Genomic DNA, 14,870 nt, shown 5'->3' on the forward strand with positions numbered 1-14,870 from the left:
TTTATAAACCAATTTAAACAAGCTCAATTATAGCCATCTGAGCGTTATCACCTTTTCTAGAGACTGTTCTAACTATGCGTGTATAACCACCTTTTCTATCTCCATATCTTTCCTGTGCTTTTTCAAATAATGAATGAACTAATTTCTTATCATAAATATATCCTATAGCCCTTCTCCTAGAGGCTAAACTTCCATCTTTAGCTAGAGAAATCATCCTCTCTGCTTCGTTTCTTAATGCTTTTGCCCTAGCTTTTGTTGTAGTTACTCTACCTTCCCTAATTAGTTGGGTAGTCAAACCTCTTAAAAGTGCTTTCCTCTGATCAGCAGGTTTACTCAGTAATGGAATTCTAAGTTGGTGTCTCATAATTTTTAAAAATTGTTAAACAGAGGTTCTGCTTTGTGGAATAGAAATTCCTATACGCTCAAGAGCTTCAATAACCTCATCCGCAGATTTTGAGCCAAAGTTCTTAATTTCAAGAAGATCTTCATAACTAAAACCCATTAAGTCCGAAACTGAGTTAACTTGAGCTCTTTTTAAACAATTATATGCTCTAACGGACAAGTTTAGTTCCTCAAGAGGAATTTGAGCTTCAGGAGATGGTTCCGGTTCTTCAGGAATTTCCTCAACCATTGTAACAGTCGCAAGAGGTTGAAAGAGTTCTATTAACTGGTTTGCAGCTTCAGCGATAGCATCATCAGGGCTTGTTGAGCCATCTGTTACTACTTCCATTTTTAATCTTTCTCTACCTGTTCCACCCTCTGCTACAGCAGTTTCATCAATTGAAAAATTAACTCTCTTTACTGGCATAAATACAGCATCTATTTGAAGTAAATCAATAGCAGTTGTCTCCTGATTCTTACGATCAACAGGTCTATATCCAACACCTCTTTCAACATGGATTTCCAACTCTAGGTTATGACCCTCTTGAATAGTCGCAATCGGTTTTTCGCCATCAACAATTTCAACTTGAGAGGAAAATTGAATATCGTTCGCCTTCACATCCAAGGGACCGCTTGCTACTAACCTGCCAATTTCAAGCTCTGGATTAGAACTATTAATTGATAATTGCTTACAATTGAGAAGAATGTCTAAAACGTCTTCTCTAACTCCAGGGATAGTGGCATATTCGTGATTTATTCCTGCTATTCTTACTGCAGTAACTGCACTCCCTTCAAGTCCTCCCATAAGGACTCTTCTAAGAGAATTACCCAAAGTTGTAGCTTGTCCCCTTTCTAAAGGGCCAATTAAAAAAGTTCCTGTTTGGGAGCGATCATCTGCTATTTGATGATCGATTCTTTCAATCTGGTATTGCAAAACGGAAAAAAATAAGGTTAAAAGTTTTTTTGGGGGGGGGGTTGAGAATGGTTAAGATCTAAACGCGTCTCCGTTTAGGTCTTCTACATCCATTATGAGGTAATGGAGTTACATCTCTTATTAGAGTTATTTCTAAACCGGCCACTTGTAAAGCTCTTATGGCCGTTTCCCTACCTGAGCCTGGCCCTCTAACTAATACTTCTATTTGTCTCATACCTTGATCAAGTGCTCTCCTAGCTGCTGCTTCAGCGGCTGTTTGAGCGGCAAATGGCGTACCTTTACGGGCGCCCTTGAATCCACTGGCACCTGCAGAAGACCAAGAAATTACATGACCAGAAGTATCAGTGATAGAAACGATTGTGTTGTTAAATGTGCTTTGAATATGTACCACACCATTAGGTACATTACGTTTGGATTTCTTTGAACCTGTTTTTTTTACTGTAGCTGCCATGATGTTTTAATTTAATACTGGAATTGATGAATAGATTTAGTTAATTATTTTTTTCTTCCAGCAACTGTTTTTCTTGAACCACGTCTTGTCCTTGCATTAGTTCTAGTTCTTTGGCCTCTCACTGGCAGGCTCATTCTATGTCTTCTTCCTCTCACGCACCCTATATCTTGTAAACGTTTTAGGGCCATTCCCTCTTTTCTTCTCAAATCTCCTTCTAAGGTAAATTCCTCTGTAGCACCTCTAAGTTTTTGCACATCAGAATCTGAAAGATCTTTGACACGAATATCTGGGTTTACACCCGCATTAGCAAGAATTAGCTTAGATCTTGTTAAACCAATTCCATAGACGTATGTAAGTGCAATTTCAACTCGCTTTTCGCGAGGTATGTCAATTCCTGCAATCCTGGCCACGTGTTTTGAGTAAGTAAAAGTTTTAATTAAAGGGTTTAAATTTAACCCTGACGTTGTTTATTGCGAGGTCTTTTCTTGTTAATAACATAGATTTTACCTCTTCTCCTCACGATCTGATCGTCAGGGCTAATTTTTTTGACTGAAGATCTGACCTTCATAGGGGTTTTACAAATAAAACGTTAATTCTATATTCTACATCATCATCAAGCCATTTTTTGTTTGATATCAGAGGAAATGGTTTTTAAATCTCTATCAGCATCAATATATTCTAGTAATGAAAGATCTTTAAAATATTTAATCAATGGTTCTGTAGTTTTTTTATAAATGTCAACTCTTGTTCTAATAGTCTCTTCAGTATCATCTTTTCTCCCTCTTAAAAGCAAACGCTTTATTAGAACTTCTTCTGGAATATCTAAGTAAAAAACTACTTCTAAAGGTTGATTGATCTCAATTAAAACCTCATTCAATGAATTTGCTTGAGATAAATTTCTTGGGTAACCATCTAGAATCCAACCTTTATTATCCTGATCTAAATTTTGCCTTACTATTTTTAATACAAGTTCGTCACTCACAAGTTCTCCCCGGTTAATAATATCCTTTACCTGTCTACCAAGGTTAGTATTCGTTTCAATTTCTTTTCTTAACAATTCACCTGTGGAAAGGTGCAAGTAAGAATTGGTTTTACTTAATAATTCCGCCTGAGTCCCTTTCCCTGCGCCAGGGGCTCCTAAAAATAGTAAATGTTTTTTCATTAATTGTTAATTAGTCCCTCATACCTTTGGGAAATAACATAAGTCTGAATTTGCTTAGCAGTATCAATAGCAACACCCACGAGGATGAGTAATGAAGTTGCTCCTAAACCTTGAAAAGTCTGGACATTTGTCGCTCTTTCTACTGCAGCTGGGATTATAGCTACTGATCCCAGAAATAATCCTCCTAATAATGTCAACCTATTTTGTATCCCTGATAAGTAGTTTGCTGTATTACTTCCAGGTCTAACCCCTGGTATTGCTACTCCTCCTTTCTTTAGGTTTGATGCCACATCCACTGGATTAATCGTAAGGGATGCATAAAAAAAGGAGAATCCCAAAATCAAGGCGAAGAATGTAAGAGCATATGGCCATGGATTTGAGGATCCAGGATTTAAACTACTAGCTATTTTTATTAAGAATGGATTACCAGTTACATTTGCAATAGTGATTGGTAAAAAAATTAAAGCAGATGCAAAGATAATAGGCATGACTCCACCTGCATTTAATTTTAAAGGTAAATAACTTTGCCTTGTAGGAAGTAATGTTGCATTTCCTATTTGCCTTTTTGCACTAACGATAGGAATACGTCTCGCACCCTCTTGGACAAAAATTATCCCAACAATTGTAAGTAAAAAAACTCCAAGTAAAACTGCTATACCTAAAACGTCTCCTCTATCACCAGTTTGAGCCTTTTCGATTGTTGAACTTAGAGCCTTTGGCAAAGTCGAAACAATATTCAAAAATATTACCAATGAAGCTCCTTGTCCAATACCTTTCTCTGTAATAATTTCACTAAACCACATCACTAACATTGACCCAGTAACTAAAGCAATAGATGTTTGCAAGACAAATGTAGTTTCACTTATGCCCTGTATTGCATATTGTCTAAGGATTAATGAAAAAATGATACTCTGCAAGAACCCCCAACCCAAAGAAACATATCTAGTTATTTGAGCAATTTTTCTTCTACCAGCTTCCCCCTCATTTTTTTGTAAATCTTCAAGAACAGGTAAGGAAGCTGTAAGAAGCTGAATAATAATTGATGCGTTTATAAAAGGAAGTATGCCTAATGCGAAGATTCCTAAGGTTGAAATTCCTCCTCCAGTAAAAATATCTAAGAATCCTATTAATTGACCTCCTTGATCTATAAAACTTTTAAAAGCAACCCTATCAATACCTGGCATGGGGATATAGATACCAAGTCTTACTAAAAGAAGAAGCCCTAAAGTTGTTAAAACTCTACTCCTTAGCTCTTTATTTAAAAATAATTGGGATAGTATTTCAGAAGCGCTAGGATTTCTACTTTTGTTGACAAACATTTTGAAGCTTACCTAAATTTTCTAGTAAATTTATTTATTATTTAGAAGCTCGCAAGATCCACCTGCGTCCTCAATTTTTTGCTTTGCAACTTTTGTGAATGCATGAGCTTGAACTGTTAACTTTACATTAACTTTTCCATTGCCAAGAATTTTTAAAGGGAATTTTGGCTTAAAGATCAATCCTTTCTTAACTAGCGAGTCTAGGTTAACAGTATCATTATCATTGAAATCTTTTAATTTATCTAAATTTATTATAGAAAAGTTCTTTTGATTAATTATTTCAAAGTGCTTTAATTTTGGAACTCTTCTATACAAAGGCATTTGCCCACCTTCAAAACCTGGACGTGTTGGTCTTCCAGAACGAGACTTTTGACCCCTCATTCCAAAACCACATGAAGCACCCTGTCCAGCAGCAATACCCCTACCTTTTCTTAATTTTTTCTTTCTAGAGCCAGAGTTTGATTTAAGTGTATTTAATGTTGAAGTCATAATTTTCAAGAATAGAGCTGTTCAAGTGAGATCCCTCTCTCCCTTGAAGCAGATTTGTGTGTTCTTAATTGAGAAAGAGCTACCATAGCAGCTCTTGCATTATTTAAAGGTGTTTTACTACCCAATCTTTTTGCTAAGACATTTTTTATGCCTGCTAATTCTAAAACTGTTCTAATTGAACCACCAGCAATTACACCTGTACCTGGTGCAGCTGGCCTAATAAGTACATTTGCAGCTCCATCTCTACCTTTAGATAAAGTTGGTATTGAATTATTTGGAGTTAAGGGAACTCGAACAAGATTCTTTTTGCCATCTGAAACTCCCTTTCTAACAGCACCAATGACATCTCCAGCTTTTCCAACTCCAACTCCAACTTGACCTTTCTCATTACCAACAACGACGATTGCTCTAAAACTCATTTTTTTTCCACCCTTAACAGTTTTAGATACTCGTCTTATTTGAACAACTCTTTCTTGCCAATCAGAATCTCTCTCAAGATTTTTCGAATCACCTCTTCTATTTCTTTTTCGATCGTTATTACGATTATTCTTTTTTTGTTCGCCAGGAATAGCTCCAGGAACTTTATCATTCTTGGATGTAATTTCTTGTTTTGTTGGAGTGTCAGTCATAGTAAAAATAAAAAGTTAGAATTCTAGGCCAGCTTCGCGAGCAGCATCTGCAAGAGCTTTAACTCTCCCGTGATATAAATTACCTCCACGGTCAAAAATTACTTGCTTAATCCCTTTTTTTATAGCTCTATTTGCTAATAATTTTCCAACAATAGAAGAAGAATTACAATCGGAAGGTAATTTGTCTGATTTTTCTCTGAGTTCTTTGTCAACTGTTGAGGCCGAACAAATAGTTTTTTGAGCACTATCGTCTATAACCTGGGCATAAATATGGTTATTAGAGCGAAAAACAGACAATCTGGGACGCGTTGCATCTCCTATTACAGATCTTCTTAATCTTCTGTGTCTTTTTTGGGTTTGTAATTTCCTGGAAAGTTTGGTCATTTTTATTAAGTGGAATTATTTTTTGCCAGATTTACCAGCTTTTCTGAGAATTCTCTCATCATGGTATTTAATTCCTTTTCCTTTATATGGCTCTGGAGGTCTAATTGATCTGATTTTTGCTGCTTCATTGCCAACAATCTCCTTATCAATTCCAGATACGGTAACGTTTGTATTACTCTCAACCTTGTATGTTATACCATCAGGGGGGATCATTTCTACAGGATGACTATATCCTGCACTTACAACTAGATTTTTACCTTTTACTTGTGCTCTGGATCCAACCCCTACAATTTCAAGTTTCTTTGAAAAACCTTGAGTAACCCCTTCAACCATATTTGCAATTAAGGCTCTGCATAAACCATGTCTTTGCCTTGAATGTATTTTATTTGTAGTAGGACTTACTACGACAGTATTATCTTTTTTATCAAAACTAACTCCCTCAGGCATCAAACGTTTTAACTCACCCTTGGGACCTTTTACAGTAACTATTAATCCATCCAAATCAACTGTAACTTTTTCTGGAATAAGTACTGGTGTTTTTCCGATTCTTGACATGATTAATTCTCCTTAATAAACATAGCAAAGGACTTCACCGCCAATGCCTTGCTTCCTGGCATCGCGATCACTCATGACGCCTTTAGAAGTTGAGATAATGGCAACTCCAAGACCTCCAAGTACTTTTGGTAAGCCTCTTGTATTTTTATAAATTCTCAAACCTGGTTTACTAACTCTTTGCATAGACCGAATAGTGGGGAATTTATTTTTACCACTATATTTGAGACTGAGTATTATTTGTGATTTATAACCTTCTCCTTCCTCATTAATATCAGAAATGAACCCCTCTTTTTGAAGCACTTTAGCAATACTCAAGGACATTTTTGAACCTGGGATTGTTGTAGTTGTATGCTTTTTTTGACTCGCATTTCTAATTCGAGTAAGCATATCTGAAATAGGATCGTGATTTGACATGGTTTTAATTTAATTCTTACTAAAAGGCATTCCTAACTCTTGCAAAAGAGCTTTACCTTCCTGATCTGATCTTGCACTAGTGACAATAGTTATATCCATACCTCTTATTGAATCTATTTTATCAAAAGAGATTTCAGGAAAAATCAATTGCTCTTTCACTCCAACGGTGTAATTACCTCTCCCATCAAAACTTTTTGGATTGACTCCTCTAAAGTCTCTGATTCTTGGTAACGCAAGATTTATAAATCTCTCCAAAAAAGAATACATCCTGTCTCCTCTCAAAGTTACAGTACAACCAATGGGCATACCTTCACGAATTTTAAAACCCGCGATGGCTTTTTTAGCCCTAGTTACTAAGGCCTTTTGTCCTGTAATTGTTGCCATTTCGTTTAAAGAGGCTTCTAGAGATTTTGAATTTGAAGCTGCCTCACCAAGGCCTCTGTTTACGTTGACTTTGACAACTTTAGGTACTTGATGAATATTTTTAAGACCAAGATCCTTTAAAAGTTTTGGCCTAATTGATTCTTTGTAGCGATTTTTTAGAGTCATAATTTTTTGTTAATTCTGGTCTTTGTCAGAATTGATAAATTAGAAAAAGTTGAAATCTGATTTCTGATGAAAAATTAATCAATTACTTCACCAGTTTTCTTCAACCTTCTTTTTTTTACTCCCTGTTTATCAATAAAGTATTCAATCTTACTTGTAAGATTTTTATCTTTTGAAAAGAACATTACATTTGAAGCATGCAAAGATGCTTCTTCTGTAAGTATTCTTCCAGTTTCTCCTTCCTGAGTTGGTTTTACATGTTTAGTCCTAAGGTTAATGCCCTTAACTACCACTCTATTTTCAAGAGGGATAGTTTTTAAAACCTCACCAGTTTTCCCTTTGTCCTTGCCATTAATTACTTTTACCAAATCTCCAGTTTTGATTCTCATTTTTATTCTTTGGAAATTTTTCTTTTGTTTTAATGAATCCAACATTTAAATCACCTCCGGAGCAAGAGAAACAATCTTAGTGTAATTTTTATCCCGCAGTTCTCTAGCTACAGGACCAAAAACTCTAGTACCTTTTGGATTCTTATCTTCATTAATCAAAACAGCAGCATTATCATCAAATCTGATGGAATTACCAGTATTTCTTCTTAATGTTGCTTTAGTTCTAACGATGACGGCTTTTACAACTTCAGATTTCTTAACTCCCATATTCGGAAGTGCATCTTTTACAGTTGCTACAATTACATCCCCAACATGTGCATATCTTCTATTAGATCCTAAAACCCTAATACATTGGAGTCTTTTCGCACCGCTATTATCAGCGACTGTTAAATAAGTTTCTTGTTGAATCATTTTTTAACCTCCTTTGTCTGACTAGTTTTATTGAGGATCTCTTGTATTGCCCATCTTTTATGAGCGCTAAGCGGTCTAGTTTCTCTAATCTTAACTCGATCACCTAAAGCACATGTATTTTCAGGATCATGTGCCTTATATCTTGTGGTTCTACTTACAATTTTTTTATAAGTAGGATGTGGATATCTGTTAATAACAGCAACAACAACCGTCTTATCCATCTTGTCGCTGACAACAGTTCCAATTCTTTCTTTAAGTGCCATAACTAAGTAATTATTCAGAAGTTGTTTGAGAAGCAGATTGACTCTTACTGAGAGTTAGTAATTGTGCAACTTGTTTCTTAATGGTTTTAAATTTATGAGTTTCATTAAGCTGTCTAGTAGCTTGCTTGAATCTCAAATCAAAAAGATCTTTTCTTAATTGGTCAATCTTTTCAGTAATTTGAGCAGAATTTAATTTTTTAAATTCTTTAAGTGACTCTGAGTTTTTCACTGTTTAACCTCCTCTTGAGATTCTTTATTATTTTTTGTGTTTTCTTGAGAAGAAACTTCTAGATTTTTATCACTCGAGATAAATTTTGTCTTTACAGGAAGTTTGTATTGAGCTAGACGCATAGCTTCTTTTGCAATTTCCTCTGTAATATCATCTCCACCCATTTCAAAAAGTATTCTCCCTGGTTTTACAACTGCAACCCAAAACTCGGGATTACCTTTACCAGAACCCATTCTAGTTTCAGCAGGTCTCATGGTGACAGGTTTATCAGGAAATATTCTTATCCAGATTTGACCTCCACGCTTAATATATCTTGTCATTGCTCGTCTACTTGCTTCAATTTGACGAGCAGTGACCCAACCACAGTCTTGAGCTTGGAGAGCAAATTGGCCGAAAGCGATCGTATTGCCTTTAGAGGCTACTCCCCTCATTCTGCCTCTATGTTGTTTACGAAATTTAGTACGTTTTGGACTAAGCATTTTTATACCTCCTATGAATTCTCATTTGAACGATCCTCAAATTGCTGAGGTCTTCTACCAGCTTTCCTTTTGGGGCTTGCACCCACTGGAATTGTTTTTTCTTCTTTAGGAAGAACTTCTCCTTTAAAAACCCAAACTTTAATGCCTAAAACACCGTAAGTTGTGTTAGCTTCACGAGTCGCATAATCAATTTCAGCTCTCAAGGTATGTAGAGGGACTCTACCTTCTCTAGTCCATTCTGTTCTAGCAATTTCAGCGCCATTTAACCTTCCACCTACTTGTATTTTTAGACCTAAGACACCAGCTCTTTGAGCCCTTTGTAGGGCCATCCTTATAGTTCTTCTAAAAGCAACTCTTTTTTCCAGTTGTTGAGAGATATATTCAGCCAGTAAAAAAGCGTCGGCGTCAACACGCTCTACTTCAACAACATTTATTCTAACTTGCCTTGTATTATCTCCTATAGTTTTTTGAATTCCAGCTCTTAATTCTTCAATACCACTTCCTTGTCTTCCCACAATCACTCCTGGTCTTGCAGTTTTTAATTCAAGTTCAAGTTGATCAGCTTTTCTAGCTATTAATACATCGCTAATTCCTGCTGCACCATATTTTTTCTGTATGAAAGTACGAATTTTAAAATCTTCTTGGAGAAGAATTGGATATGTCTTGGAAGTAGCAAACCATTTGGAACGATGCTCTTGTGTAATTCCTAATCTTAGTCCAGAAGGATGTATTTTATGTCCCATTAGTTTTGTACCTCCGCATTAATTTGAGTAGGAGCAGATTCAACAGAAATACTAATATGGCAAGTCTGTTTTTTGATAGAAAAAGCTCTACCTTGAGCTCTAGGCCTATACCTTTTCATTACAGGACCATTATTAGCCCATGCAGAGGAAATAATTAAGGTGGATGGATCCATTCCATAATTATGCTCTGCATTAGCAACTGCAGATCTTAGAACTTTAGTAATAGGATCAGTAGATCTGTAAGGCATAAATTCCAACATAATTAATGCATCTCTATATGACCGACCCCTTATTTGATCCAAAACTCTTCTCACTTTAGAAGCTGATCCGCGAACATAGTTTCCATGAGCAATTGCTGTTTTTGTTGTTTCAGATGTATTAGTCATGATTTTGCTCCTTTCTTATCTCTTATGTGGCCACGGTAAGTACGTGTAGGAGCAAATTCTCCTAATTTATGGCCTATCATTTGTTCGGTAATAAATACAGGAATGTGAGTCTTACCATTATGAACAGCAATTGTGTGGCCAATCATTAAAGGTAAAATCGTAGAGGCTCTAGACCAAGTTTTGATAACAGACTTGTCATTATCGGTATTTTGTTTTTCTACCTTTTTAAGCAAGCTATCTGCTATAAAAGGTCCTTTTTTTAGTGAACGTCCCATGTTTATAAAATAGAAATTAAGGTAATAAATGAAGTAATCAAGAGTCTCTTCCTCCTCTACTCCTCTTAGAAATGCGACGACGCCTTCGAACTACTAATTTATTACTTGGTTTGTTCTTTTTACGTGTCTTTAACCCAAGAGCTGGTTTACCCCATGGAGTAACAGGGCCTGCTCTACCAATTGGTGCTTTTCCCTCTCCTCCTCCATGTGGGTGATCACATGGGTTCATTACACTTCCTCTTACTTGGGGCCTTCTTCCAAGCCATCTTCTTCTTCCTGCTTTACCTAAGCTAGTATTTCTTATTTCTGAGTTACCAACTTCTCCAAGAGTTGCATAGCATTCTTTTCTAACAAGTCTTACCTCAGTAGATGGAAGTTTTAAAGCAACATAATCTCCCTCTTTTGCCATAACTTGGGCACTAGCTCCTGCAGATCTAACCATCTGAGCACCTCTACCTGCGTATAACTCAACACAATGCACACTAGATCCTAAAGGCATCACAGAGAGTGGCATTGCATTGCCATCTTCTATTGGAACACTTTCCCCTGATATGACATTTTGGCCAACTTTTACTCCAGCTGGAGCGATAATGTATCTTTTCTCTCCATCCTCGTAAAATAGAAGTGCAAGCCTAGCATTTCTATGAGGATCATAGTGAATAGCAGCAACTTTAGCATTAATGTTCCTTTTATCTCTTCTGAAGTCAACTAATCTGTATTGTCTTTTGTGACCACCTCCACGATGACGACAAGTAATAACTCCACGATTATTTCTGCCTTTAACTCTATGTTTTGACACTATTAGTGATCTCTCTGGTTTAGCACTTGTTATTTCACTAAAGTCAGTAACTACTCTCTGTCTAGTGCCAGGTGTATAAGGTTTAAATTTACGAATTGCCATGATTAAACTCCTTAAGATTCTGGAAATAGTTGGATTTTGTCTCCTTCAGCAAGACGAACAATTGCCTTCTTGACCTGAGAACGTTTACCGGAAAATTTGCCCACTCTTCTTGTTCTCCTAGGAGGATTCATAGTGTTAACTCCTATGACTTTAACACTGAACAAGGCTTCAATAGCAGCTTTAATTTGTGGCTTTGCCGCTCTATGATCGACTTCAAAAGTATATTGGTTAAGATCTAGTGCGTTTGTAGCTTTTTCAGTAATAACTGGCTTTCTTATTACATCTGCTAAACGAGAATCAAATAATTTACTCATGATGCATAAACCTCCTTAATTTTATTTATTGCTGATTGACCAATGACCAACTTATTAGCGTTGAGAATATCAAATACATTTAGTTGATCGGCGGCTATTAATTTTACTTTTTCAATATTATTTATGGATTTTTTTATTACCTCAGAGGGACTATCAAGAATAACCAAAACTTTTTCAGTTTTTTGTATTCCTAATCGAGTAAGGCCATTGATAATGTCACTTGTTTTAGGTTGCTTTAGGGTAGATCCAAAATCTTCAACAGCCTTCACATCAGATATTCTTGACATAAGTGCTGTTCTTAGAGCTAACCTCCGTTCCTTTCGATTCATATCAAGATTGTAAGAACGCGGTTTAGGGCCAAAAATAATTCCACCACCAGGTCTTAAGGGGGTTCTTATTGAACCTTGACGAGCTCTTCCTGTACCTTTCTGTTTATATGGCTTTCTACCACCACCTCTTACTTCAGATCTTGTCAAAGTTGATGCAGTGCCTTGTCTTTTATTTGCTAATTGCCTAAGAACTGCTCTATGGATTAAGTCTGCTGAAGAAGTTTCCTTAGCAACTGTTAAGTCAAGTTTAACTTCGCCGGATTTTTTTCCATCCCACTTAAGAGTTTCTATTGTTGTCATGATTTTTGACCTCCTTTTTTACCTACAACATTATTTGGCTTAATGTTGACAATTGAGCCAGGCTTACCTGGAACAGAACCCTTTATCACTAGCAAGTTTTTCTGATCATCAATTTTTAGAACTAACAAACCTTTTGTAGTTATCTGTTTACCTCCATATCTTCCTGCCATTCTTTTCCCAGGATAAATTCTGCCCGGGGTTGTTCCTGCTCCTGTAGAACCTGGAGCTCTATGATTTTTTGAGCCATGACTCATAGGACCTCTGCTAAAACCATGCCTTTTCTGGTAACCAGCAAAACCTCTACCCATAGATTTGCCACTAATATCAACTTTTTGGCCGACCTCAAAGTTTTTTACTGTTATTTGATTTCCAATTTCATAAGATGTAGTTTCTTCAACCCTATATTCTTTTAAGTGCTTTAAAAGTTCTTCACCTGACTTCAATAAATGTCCCTTTTCAGGTTTATTTATATGCTTGTCTTTAGACAATCCATATCCTATCTGAACGGCGGAATAACCATCCAAAGTGGTAGTTTTCAATTGAGTGACACGGCATGGACCAGCTTCTATAAGCGTAACTGGTACAGCATTACCTTTGTCATCGAAAAGTTGGGACATACCCAATTTCTTTCCTAAAATTCCTATAGACATAAGACTAAATTAGGCTAGCTCGTAATGATTTTTAAATTACCTAAAACCTTCAGTTATTAAGGTGAAGTTAATAAAAAAACAATTAATAAGGTTGAGACTTATCTAAAAAATATAGATAGTTTCTCTTGGGATAAACCCACCTGAATTTTCTAACGAAACGCTAAAAAATGTGAAATTTTACAGAGGCTCGGCTAGCTTGCGAGCTTAAAAATTCACTGAGTTACAATTGTACATCATCAAGTACCATAAAATAAAATAAAATAGAAATAAAGGAAATTTTTATGCCATTACTTCTCACAGGGAAACAGTTTCATAACGATTTAAAAACTAACAAATGTCTTGCAATCTTTGCTCCTCTTGAAGGAGGTTATGAAACTCGTCTTTTGAGGAGAATGAGGGCCAAGGGCTTTAAAACTTTTATAACCTCCGCAAGAGGGCTTGGAGATCCAGAAGTCTTCTTGCTCAAATTGCATGGCGTGAGACCTCCGCACCTTGGTCATCAAAGCGTAGGAAGAAATGGAGCGCTCGGGGAAGTTCAACAAGTAATCCCACAAGCTTCTGAGTTATTTAATGAAAATGATAAAAATAAATTACTTTGGTTATTAGAAGGTCAAGTATTGTCTCAGTCTGAATTAGAGAGCTTAATAGAGATTTGCACTAATGATAATAAACTATCAATAGTTGTTGAAATGGGAGGTTCAAGAAAACTTGAATGGAAGCCATTAAGTAATTATATTTTAGATGAATTTGAAAGTTAAATTGTTTGACTACAACCAAGAATAAAAAAGATAAATGGATTAAATTAATTTGTGGTGCCAGTAATGAAGATATTGTTGCCATAGAAGATTTATGTGCAATTTATACTGCTGCTGGTGTCGACTACATAGATGTTGCCGCAGAAGAATCTATAGTCCATGCAGCAAAAAAAGGAATCGAGTGGGCAAAAAATGTCTTTAAAAACTCCCCTGGATTAATGATAAGCATTAGTGATGGTAATGATATACACTTTCGTAAAGCAAAATTTGATTCGTTAAAATGTCCTCCTAATTGTCCAAGACCGTGCGAAAAAGTATGCCCCACCTTTGCAATTGATAATTCTGGGATCAAAAAGAGTAAATGTTATGGATGTGGAAGATGTTTGAATAGCTGTCCCCTAAATCTAATTAGTGAATATGAATATAATTTGTCAAAAGATGATTTAGCATCAACAATTCAAAAAATAAAGCCTAATGCAGTAGAAATTCATACAGCAATCAATCGCCTAAATTCTTTTACAAAAGTTGTCAATATCCTTAAAAGTTCTGAAATGAAGTTAGACAAGATATCTATCAGTTGTGGATTAAATCAATCTTTCAAAAAATCACAAGAGCCCGAAGATCTTTTGAAAGCTCTTTGGGAAAGATATGAAATTCTTAAAAAACTTGATATACCCCTTATTTGGCAGCTAGATGGAAGGCCAATGTCTGGAGATCTTGCTCCTATAACAAGTAGAGATGCTGTTAAGTTATTTGAAAAAATTGGTTCGGATCTTCCACCAGGATTAATTCAATTAGCAGGAGGAACAAATGAAAAAACTCATGAATTTTTGAATTCAAACAATCTCCCAGACGGAATAGCATTTGGAAGTGCTGCAAGAAAAATTATGCAGCCCCTTATTGAATTTGCTCACAAAAATAACAAAAAAATCTATGAGTATCCTGAAAGAATGGCTTTAGCGATCAAAAAAGCTCAGAAATTTCTAGAGCCATGGAAATCGAGCTCATTCAAATAATATTTTTATTTTTCAAAACTAGCGCCATGTTTATAAAAACTTTGTATTTTTTGGATAGAAAAAAATCTTTTCATGTATTAAAATAGAAATTCAATGGGCCGTCGCCAAGTGGTAAGGCATCGGGTTTTGGTCTCGACATTCCTAGGTTCGAATCCTAGCGGCCCAG

27 protein-coding genes and 1 tRNA gene are annotated in these 14,870 nt (G+C 36.0%); 3 read left to right on the top strand and 25 right to left on the bottom strand.

Annotated features, from left to right (window positions below):
- Positions 1-13 precede the first annotated feature (13 nt).
- The 25 genes from rplQ to rplC form a co-directional block, all read right to left on the bottom strand.
- Positions 14-364, bottom strand: a complete 351-nt coding sequence (gene rplQ, locus PMT9312_RS08380) for a 50S ribosomal protein L17 (RefSeq protein ID WP_011377169.1) — start codon at positions 362-364, stop codon at positions 14-16.
- Positions 365-379: 15 nt separating this feature from the next.
- Positions 380-1,315: a DNA-directed RNA polymerase subunit alpha gene (locus PMT9312_RS08385; RefSeq protein ID WP_011377170.1), complete on the bottom strand. Its 936-nt coding sequence runs from the start codon at positions 1,313-1,315 to the stop codon at positions 380-382.
- A 58-nt stretch (positions 1,316-1,373) separates the two neighbouring features.
- Positions 1,374-1,766: a 30S ribosomal protein S11 gene (gene rpsK, locus PMT9312_RS08390; RefSeq protein WP_011377171.1), complete on the bottom strand. Its 393-nt coding sequence runs from the start codon at positions 1,764-1,766 to the stop codon at positions 1,374-1,376.
- A gap of 44 nt (positions 1,767-1,810) precedes the next feature.
- Entirely contained in the window at positions 1,811-2,176 is a 366-nt protein-coding gene (rpsM, locus tag PMT9312_RS08395; RefSeq protein ID WP_011377172.1) for a 30S ribosomal protein S13, read from the bottom strand.
- A gap of 41 nt (positions 2,177-2,217) precedes the next feature.
- The gene (gene rpmJ, locus PMT9312_RS09525) at positions 2,218-2,334 is read right to left on the bottom strand and encodes a 50S ribosomal protein L36 (protein ID WP_011377173.1); all 117 of its coding nucleotides are present in this window, start codon (positions 2,332-2,334) and stop codon (positions 2,218-2,220) included.
- Between the two features lie 45 nt (positions 2,335-2,379).
- Positions 2,380-2,928, bottom strand: a complete 549-nt coding sequence (locus PMT9312_RS08400; RefSeq protein WP_011377174.1) for an adenylate kinase — start codon at positions 2,926-2,928, stop codon at positions 2,380-2,382.
- The gene (secY, locus tag PMT9312_RS08405; RefSeq protein ID WP_011377175.1) at positions 2,928-4,247 is read right to left on the bottom strand and encodes a preprotein translocase subunit SecY; all 1,320 of its coding nucleotides are present in this window, start codon (positions 4,245-4,247) and stop codon (positions 2,928-2,930) included. The genes PMT9312_RS08400 and secY overlap by 1 nt, the downstream gene beginning before the upstream one ends.
- A 30-nt stretch (positions 4,248-4,277) precedes the next feature.
- The gene (gene rplO / locus PMT9312_RS08410; RefSeq protein WP_011377176.1) at positions 4,278-4,736 is read right to left on the bottom strand and encodes a 50S ribosomal protein L15; all 459 of its coding nucleotides are present in this window, start codon (positions 4,734-4,736) and stop codon (positions 4,278-4,280) included.
- Positions 4,737-4,741: 5 nt separating this feature from the next.
- Positions 4,742-5,365: a 30S ribosomal protein S5 gene (rpsE, locus tag PMT9312_RS08415; protein WP_011377177.1), complete on the bottom strand. Its 624-nt coding sequence runs from the start codon at positions 5,363-5,365 to the stop codon at positions 4,742-4,744.
- A 15-nt stretch (positions 5,366-5,380) separates the two neighbouring features.
- Positions 5,381-5,749 carry a 50S ribosomal protein L18 gene (rplR, locus tag PMT9312_RS08420; RefSeq protein ID WP_011377178.1) on the bottom strand — a complete coding sequence of 123 codons (369 nt, stop codon included), beginning with the start codon at positions 5,747-5,749 and terminating at the stop codon, positions 5,381-5,383.
- Between the two features lie 15 nt (positions 5,750-5,764).
- On the bottom strand, positions 5,765-6,304 hold the full coding sequence (gene rplF, locus PMT9312_RS08425; protein WP_011377179.1) for a 50S ribosomal protein L6: 540 nt from the start codon (positions 6,302-6,304) through the stop codon (positions 5,765-5,767).
- A gap of 12 nt (positions 6,305-6,316) precedes the next feature.
- A complete protein-coding gene (gene rpsH, locus PMT9312_RS08430) occupies positions 6,317-6,718 on the bottom strand; it encodes a 30S ribosomal protein S8 (RefSeq protein WP_011377180.1) in 402 nt (133 codons plus the stop codon).
- A gap of 9 nt (positions 6,719-6,727) precedes the next feature.
- Positions 6,728-7,267, bottom strand: a complete 540-nt coding sequence (gene rplE, locus PMT9312_RS08435; protein WP_011377181.1) for a 50S ribosomal protein L5 — start codon at positions 7,265-7,267, stop codon at positions 6,728-6,730.
- Between the two features lie 74 nt (positions 7,268-7,341).
- Complete coding sequence (rplX, locus tag PMT9312_RS08440) at positions 7,342-7,698, bottom strand: 50S ribosomal protein L24 (RefSeq protein WP_011377182.1); 357 nt, start codon at positions 7,696-7,698, stop codon at positions 7,342-7,344.
- Entirely contained in the window at positions 7,699-8,064 is a 366-nt protein-coding gene (gene rplN, locus PMT9312_RS08445) for a 50S ribosomal protein L14 (protein WP_002807235.1), read from the bottom strand.
- Positions 8,061-8,327 carry a 30S ribosomal protein S17 gene (gene rpsQ / locus PMT9312_RS08450; protein ID WP_011377183.1) on the bottom strand — a complete coding sequence of 89 codons (267 nt, stop codon included), beginning with the start codon at positions 8,325-8,327 and terminating at the stop codon, positions 8,061-8,063. The genes rplN and rpsQ overlap by 4 nt, the downstream gene beginning before the upstream one ends.
- Positions 8,328-8,337: 10 nt before the next feature.
- Positions 8,338-8,556 carry a 50S ribosomal protein L29 gene (gene rpmC / locus PMT9312_RS08455; protein ID WP_011377184.1) on the bottom strand — a complete coding sequence of 73 codons (219 nt, stop codon included), beginning with the start codon at positions 8,554-8,556 and terminating at the stop codon, positions 8,338-8,340.
- Positions 8,553-9,035, bottom strand: a complete 483-nt coding sequence (gene rplP, locus PMT9312_RS08460) for a 50S ribosomal protein L16 (protein WP_011377185.1) — start codon at positions 9,033-9,035, stop codon at positions 8,553-8,555. The genes rpmC and rplP overlap by 4 nt, the downstream gene beginning before the upstream one ends.
- 11 nt (positions 9,036-9,046) lie before the next feature.
- Positions 9,047-9,778, bottom strand: coding sequence for a 30S ribosomal protein S3 (gene rpsC, locus PMT9312_RS08465; RefSeq protein ID WP_011377186.1), 732 nt, complete (start codon positions 9,776-9,778; stop codon positions 9,047-9,049).
- On the bottom strand, positions 9,778-10,164 hold the full coding sequence (gene rplV, locus PMT9312_RS08470; protein ID WP_011377187.1) for a 50S ribosomal protein L22: 387 nt from the start codon (positions 10,162-10,164) through the stop codon (positions 9,778-9,780). Before rplV ends, rpsC begins: the two co-directional genes overlap by 1 nt.
- Positions 10,161-10,439 carry a 30S ribosomal protein S19 gene (gene rpsS / locus PMT9312_RS08475; protein ID WP_011377188.1) on the bottom strand — a complete coding sequence of 93 codons (279 nt, stop codon included), beginning with the start codon at positions 10,437-10,439 and terminating at the stop codon, positions 10,161-10,163. The genes rplV and rpsS overlap by 4 nt, the downstream gene beginning before the upstream one ends.
- Positions 10,440-10,476: 37 nt before the next feature.
- Entirely contained in the window at positions 10,477-11,340 is an 864-nt protein-coding gene (gene rplB / locus PMT9312_RS08480) for a 50S ribosomal protein L2 (protein ID WP_011377189.1), read from the bottom strand.
- 11 nt (positions 11,341-11,351) lie between these two features.
- The gene (locus PMT9312_RS08485; protein ID WP_011377190.1) at positions 11,352-11,654 is read right to left on the bottom strand and encodes a 50S ribosomal protein L23; all 303 of its coding nucleotides are present in this window, start codon (positions 11,652-11,654) and stop codon (positions 11,352-11,354) included.
- On the bottom strand, positions 11,651-12,283 hold the full coding sequence (gene rplD, locus PMT9312_RS08490) for a 50S ribosomal protein L4 (RefSeq protein ID WP_011377191.1): 633 nt from the start codon (positions 12,281-12,283) through the stop codon (positions 11,651-11,653). The genes PMT9312_RS08485 and rplD overlap by 4 nt, the downstream gene beginning before the upstream one ends.
- Positions 12,280-12,933, bottom strand: coding sequence for a 50S ribosomal protein L3 (gene rplC / locus PMT9312_RS08495; RefSeq protein WP_011377192.1), 654 nt, complete (start codon positions 12,931-12,933; stop codon positions 12,280-12,282). Before rplC ends, rplD begins: the two co-directional genes overlap by 4 nt.
- A gap of 281 nt (positions 12,934-13,214) precedes the next feature.
- Here rplC and ndhN point away from each other — a divergent pair, with 281 nt between their 5' ends.
- The 3 genes from ndhN (at position 13,215) to PMT9312_RS08510 (ending at position 14,870) form a co-directional block, all read left to right on the top strand.
- Positions 13,215-13,691 (top strand): NAD(P)H-quinone oxidoreductase subunit N, encoded by a 477-nt coding sequence (gene ndhN / locus PMT9312_RS08500; protein WP_011377193.1) that lies wholly within the window; start codon positions 13,215-13,217, stop codon positions 13,689-13,691.
- 5 nt (positions 13,692-13,696) lie between these two features.
- Positions 13,697-14,704, top strand: a complete 1,008-nt coding sequence (locus PMT9312_RS08505) for an LdpA C-terminal domain-containing domain (protein WP_011377194.1) — start codon at positions 13,697-13,699, stop codon at positions 14,702-14,704.
- Between the two features lie 94 nt (positions 14,705-14,798).
- A tRNA-Gln gene (locus PMT9312_RS08510) sits at positions 14,799-14,870 on the top strand.

Origin of the sequence: Prochlorococcus marinus str. MIT 9312 (assembly GCF_000012645.1) — a bacterium.
In the GTDB taxonomy this organism is placed as follows: Bacteria; Cyanobacteriota; Cyanobacteriia; order PCC-6307; family Cyanobiaceae; genus Prochlorococcus_A; species Prochlorococcus_A marinus_L.

Excerpts from the sequence above, each read along its gene's own strand:
- rplQ (WP_011377169.1), bottom strand. The coding sequence starts at position 364 with ATGAGACACCAACTTAGAATTCCATTACTGAGTAAACCTGCTGATCAG.
- rpsK (WP_011377171.1), bottom strand. The coding sequence starts at position 1,766 with ATGGCAGCTACAGTAAAAAAAACAGGTTCAAAGAAATCCAAACGTAAT.
- rpmJ (WP_011377173.1), bottom strand. The coding sequence starts at position 2,334 with ATGAAGGTCAGATCTTCAGTCAAAAAAATTAGCCCTGACGATCAGATC.
- PMT9312_RS08400 (WP_011377174.1), bottom strand. The coding sequence starts at position 2,928 with ATGAAAAAACATTTACTATTTTTAGGAGCCCCTGGCGCAGGGAAAGGG.
- secY (WP_011377175.1), bottom strand. The coding sequence starts at position 4,247 with ATGTTTGTCAACAAAAGTAGAAATCCTAGCGCTTCTGAAATACTATCC.
- rplO (WP_011377176.1), bottom strand. The coding sequence starts at position 4,736 with ATGACTTCAACATTAAATACACTTAAATCAAACTCTGGCTCTAGAAAG.
- rpsE (WP_011377177.1), bottom strand. The coding sequence starts at position 5,365 with ATGACTGACACTCCAACAAAACAAGAAATTACATCCAAGAATGATAAA.
- rplR (WP_011377178.1), bottom strand. The coding sequence starts at position 5,749 with ATGACCAAACTTTCCAGGAAATTACAAACCCAAAAAAGACACAGAAGA.
- rplF (WP_011377179.1), bottom strand. The coding sequence starts at position 6,304 with ATGTCAAGAATCGGAAAAACACCAGTACTTATTCCAGAAAAAGTTACA.
- rpsH (WP_011377180.1), bottom strand. The coding sequence starts at position 6,718 with ATGTCAAATCACGATCCTATTTCAGATATGCTTACTCGAATTAGAAAT.
- rplE (WP_011377181.1), bottom strand. The coding sequence starts at position 7,267 with ATGACTCTAAAAAATCGCTACAAAGAATCAATTAGGCCAAAACTTTTA.
- rplX (WP_011377182.1), bottom strand. The coding sequence starts at position 7,698 with ATGTTGGATTCATTAAAACAAAAGAAAAATTTCCAAAGAATAAAAATG.
- rplN (WP_002807235.1), bottom strand. The coding sequence starts at position 8,064 with ATGATTCAACAAGAAACTTATTTAACAGTCGCTGATAATAGCGGTGCG.
- rpsQ (WP_011377183.1), bottom strand. The coding sequence starts at position 8,327 with ATGGCACTTAAAGAAAGAATTGGAACTGTTGTCAGCGACAAGATGGAT.
- rplP (WP_011377185.1), bottom strand. The coding sequence starts at position 9,035 with ATGCTTAGTCCAAAACGTACTAAATTTCGTAAACAACATAGAGGCAGA.
- rpsC (WP_011377186.1), bottom strand. The coding sequence starts at position 9,778 with ATGGGACATAAAATACATCCTTCTGGACTAAGATTAGGAATTACACAA.
- rplV (WP_011377187.1), bottom strand. The coding sequence starts at position 10,164 with ATGACTAATACATCTGAAACAACAAAAACAGCAATTGCTCATGGAAAC.
- rpsS (WP_011377188.1), bottom strand. The coding sequence starts at position 10,439 with ATGGGACGTTCACTAAAAAAAGGACCTTTTATAGCAGATAGCTTGCTT.
- rplB (WP_011377189.1), bottom strand. The coding sequence starts at position 11,340 with ATGGCAATTCGTAAATTTAAACCTTATACACCTGGCACTAGACAGAGA.
- PMT9312_RS08485 (WP_011377190.1), bottom strand. The coding sequence starts at position 11,654 with ATGAGTAAATTATTTGATTCTCGTTTAGCAGATGTAATAAGAAAGCCA.
- rplD (WP_011377191.1), bottom strand. The coding sequence starts at position 12,283 with ATGACAACAATAGAAACTCTTAAGTGGGATGGAAAAAAATCCGGCGAA.
- rplC (WP_011377192.1), bottom strand. The coding sequence starts at position 12,933 with ATGTCTATAGGAATTTTAGGAAAGAAATTGGGTATGTCCCAACTTTTC.
- ndhN (WP_011377193.1), top strand. The coding sequence starts at position 13,215 with ATGCCATTACTTCTCACAGGGAAACAGTTTCATAACGATTTAAAAACT.